Origin of the sequence: Holospora undulata HU1 (assembly GCF_000388175.3) — a bacterium.
GTDB classification, from domain to species: Bacteria; Pseudomonadota; Alphaproteobacteria; order Holosporales; family Holosporaceae; genus Holospora; species Holospora undulata_A.
This window is the reverse complement of record NZ_ARPM03000002.1, coordinates 1-1,272: the sequence shown is the minus strand read 5'-3', so window position 1 is coordinate 1,272 and position 1,272 is coordinate 1. Positions and strand designations below refer to the sequence as shown.

Sequence of the window (1,272 nt, the reverse complement as noted above, 5' to 3'; positions counted from 1 at the left end):
GCCAAGTATATTAGACGATCTACTCATTGCTCTGTTAGCATACTATTCAATCTGGATTTAACAAAATCTTTTTATACAAAACCAAATAAATTTAGTCAATGTATCTAAAAAAATGACTTAAGTAAAAGTCAGTACGCATGAACAGATCAAACAAAGCCAAAAAAGTTTAAAAGGTCATCTCTCGATTTTTTTTGATGACCTTTTCACAATTATTTTATTATGAATGTAGTCTTATCTTACTTTCTTGTGAATTAATAATCTTTTTTTGAAATAATATTCGAAAAAGCCATTTCTAAAAGGGTATTATCTCCGTTATCTGGAATTGTCTGGTAAGCAACTTGGACTACCCCAAACGCTTCTTCTTCAGAAAGATTGTGGTTCTTAATAAATTCTTTTGTGCATTTCAAAATTTTGCTATCCTGCTTAGGTAGAATCTTAGAAATTTTTTCTTCTAAATTTTCAATCTCTACCTTCTTTTCAACTTGAACGTGTTGTTTTAAGTGCTTTGGCTTTACATAAAGACTTGATAAAACCGCTTCAAACATTCTTTCGTCTCTGTCTTTATTTTTTTTAACCATTAACGCTGCAGTACGAACGATTCCTAAAGACTGTAGTTCGGGAATATTTTTTTCTTTCATATATTTTTCTGTGAAGTCCACACTTTCAAAGCTTCGTTGAGGAAAAAATTTAAATACATTGAATCTAGCACGCTCTTTTTCTGTTGGTTGTCTTACACTTTTTAATCTATCTTTTTCTATTTCGCTTGAAAATTCATTATAAAAAAGAGTAAATTTTTCTTCGTTCATTCCCCAATATTCTTCTTTTTCAAGAAGTTTTTCTAATATTTGTTCTACTTTATTTACAGGAAAATCAAAATCTAGCAAACGCTTAATTTCTTGTTTCATTTTTGCACTCTTCTCACTTTCATGAAAGTCAGTCAAAAGTATTTTGATGTTTTTATGAACTTGAAAAGCAGTGCTAGGATTGGTGGGATTAAATAACCTATTCTTTACATTGAAAACTAAATCCTTAAGTTCACGGCGCTGTTCGAAAGTAAGAACTTTTTCTGTCCCGCTGGCAGTACAAACTATATCGCCCAAATAAGGCAAAACACCTTGGGGAACTTCCCCAGATTCCTTTATTGTTTTTAACATTAAGTTCGCAGTCTCTCGATCCATGCTTACTTCATTCATGGACTTTTTTATAGAACTGAACTTTTCAAGCATTTTTCTTCTGAAATGCCTTAGCCCTATGTCCCCAAATTCTTCTTCT

The 1,272-nt window shown here is 31.4% G+C and carries 1 protein-coding gene; it reads right to left on the bottom strand.

Annotated elements, in window-relative coordinates:
* Positions 1-251: 251 nt before the first annotated feature.
* A partial coding sequence (locus K737_RS00010) for a hypothetical protein (RefSeq protein WP_006287977.1) occupies positions 252-1,272 on the bottom strand: 1,021 nt, incomplete at its 5' end.